Origin of the sequence: Mesorhizobium sp. M1A.F.Ca.IN.020.04.1.1, assembly GCF_003997315.1 — a bacterium.
Lineage (GTDB): Bacteria > Pseudomonadota > Alphaproteobacteria > Rhizobiales > Rhizobiaceae > Mesorhizobium.
The window spans coordinates 1-5,014 of the sequence record NZ_RZSN01000274.1; the positions used below are offsets into that span (position 1 = coordinate 1).

The 5,014-nt window shown below is 66.7% G+C and carries 3 protein-coding genes and 1 pseudogene; 3 read left to right on the forward strand and 1 reads right to left on the reverse strand.

The annotated features are described in order from the left end of the window. The coding region (locus EOA49_RS33195) for a hypothetical protein (protein ID WP_206520244.1) at positions 1-206 on the forward strand (206 nt) is incomplete at its 5' end. Between the two features lie 457 nt (positions 207-663). Here EOA49_RS33195 and EOA49_RS30180 read toward each other — a convergent pair. After that, a complete protein-coding gene (locus EOA49_RS30180) occupies positions 664-1,557 on the reverse strand; it encodes a LysR family transcriptional regulator (RefSeq protein ID WP_127241895.1) in 894 nt (297 codons plus the stop codon). A gap of 134 nt (positions 1,558-1,691) precedes the next feature. Here EOA49_RS30180 and EOA49_RS30185 point away from each other — a divergent pair. Continuing rightward, positions 1,692-3,069: pseudogene (locus tag EOA49_RS30185) on the forward strand (MFS transporter). 310 nt (positions 3,070-3,379) lie between these two features. Next, complete coding sequence (locus EOA49_RS33820) at positions 3,380-4,957, forward strand: alpha/beta hydrolase (protein ID WP_245460843.1); 1,578 nt, start codon at positions 3,380-3,382, stop codon at positions 4,955-4,957. Positions 4,958-5,014 lie beyond the last annotated feature (57 nt).

Sequence of the window (5,014 nt, forward strand, 5' to 3'; positions counted from 1 at the left end):
GTCACTGCGGATTGCCATTGGCCCGGCTGGCTGTCAACGTCGGCGGCGGCGCCTCCGGAACAGCGTTTTTTTCCGTTGTGCAATGCCGAAATCGGGCTGCCGCATTTCCGCGGTTGCCGCGCCGCAGGCTCCGAAATGGCGGATTTCCGGGCTTTTCGCCCGTTGCGGCAAGCGACACGAATGTTGCCGCCTACACGTTTGAATAGGCTGGTTTTTCACTGGTTGAGGCGTTTTGAGGTCCGGTTCTCAACCTGACTTTTTTTGGGCGCATTTCGGCAACGCAGCATTGGCGGGCAAACGGCAGTGAATTCCCCGTCGCGCTAGCGGTTTCGTGCCCCTCAAAGACTGCGGAGAGGAACGCTGCCGCTCTGTGAACCGCTTCATGATGCGCACATGCAGGGATGCTAAAATTCGCCATCCGATGAGGGTGGGCGATCGGTTGCTCGAAGTGTCCCGGCGCAGGTCCTGGCCGGCAGATCGGGCAGAGGTGCTCGAGCAGCGACGGAGCGGGGGTTCTTGTTGGGCGTCCCCCCGCTCCGTCCCGGCGTCGCCAAGGAACCTGTCTCCACACTTTGTTGGAGCCAAAATCTGGTCTGTCGGCGCGGCGTTCCTTCGCGCCTCGCCTGCCTGCGTGCCGGTTGCCGCGAAAGGAGATCGGCTGTCTCACCGCCCGCCGCACACCTCCCTCACCAGGCCCCGCAGCCACCGATGCGCGGGGTCGGCGTCGAGGCGCGGGTGCCATAGCAGCGAGATTGTGAGCCCGGCGAGCTTCACCGGCAATGCGAAGGTGAGCAGGCCTTCGCGCAGCTTGCCGGTATAGCGCTCGGGCACCGTGGCGATGAGGTCGGAGCCGCGCGCCAGCGCCAGCGCTTCCGCGAAGCCGCCGACCACGGTGGCGATCGTCCGCGTCAGCCCGGCGAGTTCCAGCGCGTCGTCGATAGGCCCGCGATCCAGCCCGCGGCGAGAGATCAATATATGCCGGCCGGCGGAGAAGCGGGCGGCGGTGATCTTGCCGTCGCACAGCGGATGGCCGATGCGCACCACGCCGACGAAACGGTCGCGGAACAGCGCCTGCGCCCGCACCTCCGGGCCGGTCGAGCCGCCGATAACGCCGGTCTCGAGATCGACACTGCCTTCGCGCATCGGCGCGCTGTCCTTGTCGGGCTTCGGCACGAAACGGAGCTGCACGCCCGGCGCTTCCTCGGCGACGCGCGCGAGAAGGGCAGGGCCGAAATTTTCCACAAAACCATCGCTGTTGCGCAGCGTGAAACTGCGCGTAAGCCGCTTCAGGTCGAGCCGTTCGGCGGGGCGCAGCACAGCCTCCGCCTCCTTCACCAGCCGGCCGACATCCGTCCCGAGCTCGATGGCGCGGGGCGTCGGCACCAGGCCGCGCCCGGCGCGGACCAAAAGCGGATCGCCGGTCACCTCGCGCAGTCTTGCGAGCGCGCGGCTCATTGCCGACGGGCTGAGCTTCAGCCGCCGCGCGGCTTTCGCGACACTGCCTTCGGCGATGAGCACGTCCAGCGTGACGAGCAGGTTGAGATCGGGTCGCGACATGGCGCGATCTTAGCACGTCCTCGATGCAGTGACAGGGCGTTTCATGCACTATTCGAGTGCAAATGCTGCGCATTCCGCCATATTGGCGAGGCACCTATTCTCCCGGCAAGTTCCACCCGAGCCGGAGAAGAACCATGGCCGATATCGCAGATCCACGCGCCGCTCCCGCAAGGCGCTCGGCAAGCGGCGCGCTGGCCAGCCTGTCGCTGGCGATGCTTTTGTCCTCGCTCAGCACCAGCATCGCCAATGTCGCGCTGCCGACGCTGAGCACCGCCTTCGCAGCATCCTTCCAGGCGGTGCAATGGGTGGTGCTTGCCTATCTGCTTGCCGTCACCGCGCTCATCGTCAGCGTCGGGCGGCTTGGCGATCTCGTCGGCCGCCAGCGCCGCGTCGCTGCTGTTGCTGGTCGCCGCCCGCGCCGCTCAAGGCCTCGGCGCCGCGGTGATGATGGCGCTGACCATGGCCTTGGTCGGCACGACGATGCCGAAAGAGCGTACTGGCAGCGCCATGGGCCTGCTCGGCACCATGTCGGCGATCGGCACGGCGCTTGGGCCGTCGCTTGGCGGGGTGCTGATCGCTTCCCTCGGCTGGCGCGCGATCTTCCTCGTCACTGCCGGGCTGGGTGTCGTGGCGATGATCCTCGCCCGGCGCTTCCTGCCGGGCGATCAAACCGCGACGATCCTCCGCAGTGAGGCGCAGGGCGTTGGCCCGCGCTTCGACGCGCTGGGCACGTTGCTGCTTGCCTTGACGCTCGCCGCCTATGCGCTGGCGATGACGGCAGGACGCGGCCATTTCGGCGGCACGAACATCGCGTTGCTCGGCATTGCCGTTCTCGGCGCCGCGCTGTTCCTCTATGCGCAGCGAAGAGTGGCGTCGCCTCTGGTCAAACCAGCGCTGTTCAGCGATCCGGTGCTGGCGCCGAGCCTTGCCATGAACGGGCTGGTCTCCACCGTGATGATGGCGACGCTTGTCGTCGGACCCTTCTTCCTGTCGCGCGCGCTGGGCCTGGGCGAAGCGCAGGTCGGCGCCGTGCTGTCGATCGGCCCGGTCGTCTCGGCGCTGTGCGGCGTGACTGCCGGCCGCTTCGTCGATCGCCTGGGCGCGTCCGCCATGGTCGTTGCCGGGCTGGTGCTGATGACCATCGGCTGCGTCGCGCTTGCTCTGCTGCCGGCGCTGTTCGGCGTCGCCGGCTACGCGGCGGCGATCATGCTGCTGACGCCCGGCTATCAGCTCTTTCAGGCGGCGAACAACACCGCCGTCATGGCCGATGTCGATAAGAACGAGCGCGGCGTGGTCTCGGGCATGCTCAGCCTGTCGCGCAATCTCGGCCTGATCACCGGCACGGCGGTGATGGGCGCGGTGTTTGCCTTCGCGGTGGGCACTGGCGAGGTCGGCGCCGCGGCACCGGAAGCAGTCGCCGACGGGATGGCGTTTACGTTCGCAGTGGCGGCGGGTTTGGTCGCTCTGGCGGTGGCAATTGCGGTGGTTGGAGGTTTGCGAAAGCGTCGGTGACATCCAATCTTCCCCCTTGCGGGGGAGATGTCCGGCAGGACAGAGGGGGGGCGTCTCACTTGGATCGCCAACGCCGTCTGATGTCGGGGAGAGCGCTGGCGCTTCACGCGAAGCGCCCCCTCTGTCACCTTCGGCGACAGCTCCCCTCGAAGGGAGAGTACGCATCGCCGCCAATGTAACCCATCGCACATTCCCAATGTCCTTCTTGCCGTATCGGCTTCCGTAAATTAGCCGATTTTGATATTCCGGTGCGGTCTTCTCCCGCCGCATCGACGAGGAGCCAGATGGCAGTGGAAGGGTGCCCGGCCGGATGACCGACGCTCCGCATAAGGGGCTGCTGGACCTGTGCGTGCTCGGCGACTTCCAGGTGGTCCGCGACGGCGCGCTGCTCGACCTGCCGCCGTCGCGCAAGACGAGAGCCTTGCTTGCCTATCTCGCCGTCACCGGCAAGGCGCATCAGCGCGAGCGGCTCTGCGAAATCTTCTGGGACATTCCCGACGATCCGCGCGGCGCCTTGCGCTGGAGCTTGTCCAAGATCCGCCAGGTGCTCGGCGAGGACGAACCCGCTCTGGTCGCCGACCGCAACACTGTCTCGCTGAAACTTGGCACGGACTATGCCCGGCTGCTGCCGCTGGTGAAGGGCGATCTTTCCATGGCTTCGACGGAGGAGCTGGAGGCCGTGGCCGGTTCGATCCGCGGCGATTTCCTCGCCGATCTTTCGCTCGAGCGCTGCTTCGAATACGAGGCCTGGCGCGCGGGCGTCGCCAGCGAGGTCGAGATCGCCGAGCTCGGCATGTTGCGCGAGCTGATCGAGCGCCTGGCCGGCGAGCCGAGGCGTGCGCTGCCGCTTGCCCGGCGCCTGCGGCGGCTGCTGCCGGAGGATATCGGCCTGGCGGAAGAGATCGAAGCGCTGGAGGAGAAGGTGAGGGCGGCAGCCGCCCAGCCGACGGGACGCTCCGCGCAACGCGGCGCCACGGACGTGGCCCAGATGCAATCACCTTCCACTCAGCTTGCCAACAGCCCGACGCCCGCGCAGGATCCCGGCCGCGCCGTCCATTTCTGCCGGGCTCGCGACGGCACAAGGCTTGCTTTTGCCAAGACCGGCAGCGGCCCGCCCATCCTGCGCGCCGCGCATTGGATGTCGCATCTGACCTTCGACTGGGACAGCCCGATCTGGCGGCACTGGATGAGGGAACTGTCACGCCGGAACCAGTTGGTGCGCTACGACGAGCGCTGCAATGGCCTGTCGCAACGCCACGTGGCCGACGTCTCGTTCGACACGATGGTGTCGGATCTCGAATGCGTCGTCGAGGCCGCGGGGCTCGATCGCTTCACGCTTCTTGGTCTGTCGCAGAGCTGCGCGGTTTCGATCGCCTATGCCATACGCCACCCCGAGAAAGTCTCGGGCATGATCCTCTACGGCGGCTACGTCAAAGGCTGGCGGGCGCGCGGCGACCCCGGCGAGATCGCCACGCGCGAGGCCGTATCGACGCTGATGCGCGAGAGCTGGGGCAAGTCGAACCCGATGTTCCGCCAAGCCTTCTGCTCCATGTTCATCCCCGGCGCCACGCACGAACATTTCGCCTGGATGGACGATCTGATGCGGCGCACGGTTTTGCCGGACGACGCCTGGCGCCTGCAGACCGCCTTTTCCGTGATCGATGTCAGCGAGCTGCTCGAAAAAGTGCGGGTGCCGACCCTGGTGCTGCACGCGCGGGAAGACAATGTTGCCCCGGTCGAGTCCGGCCGCACCATGGCGGCAGGCATTCCCGGCGCCAGCTTCCTCGAGCTGGAAAGCCAAAACCACATCCTGCTTGAGGGCGAGCCGGCCTTCGACGAGTTCGTCGCCCACGTCCGGGCCTTCGTCGCCGGTACAGCAGGTTCCTAGGAAATCTCCTACCGCGATCGCGTAATTTAATCTTGGCGTGGGAAGCCTATCTTTGGG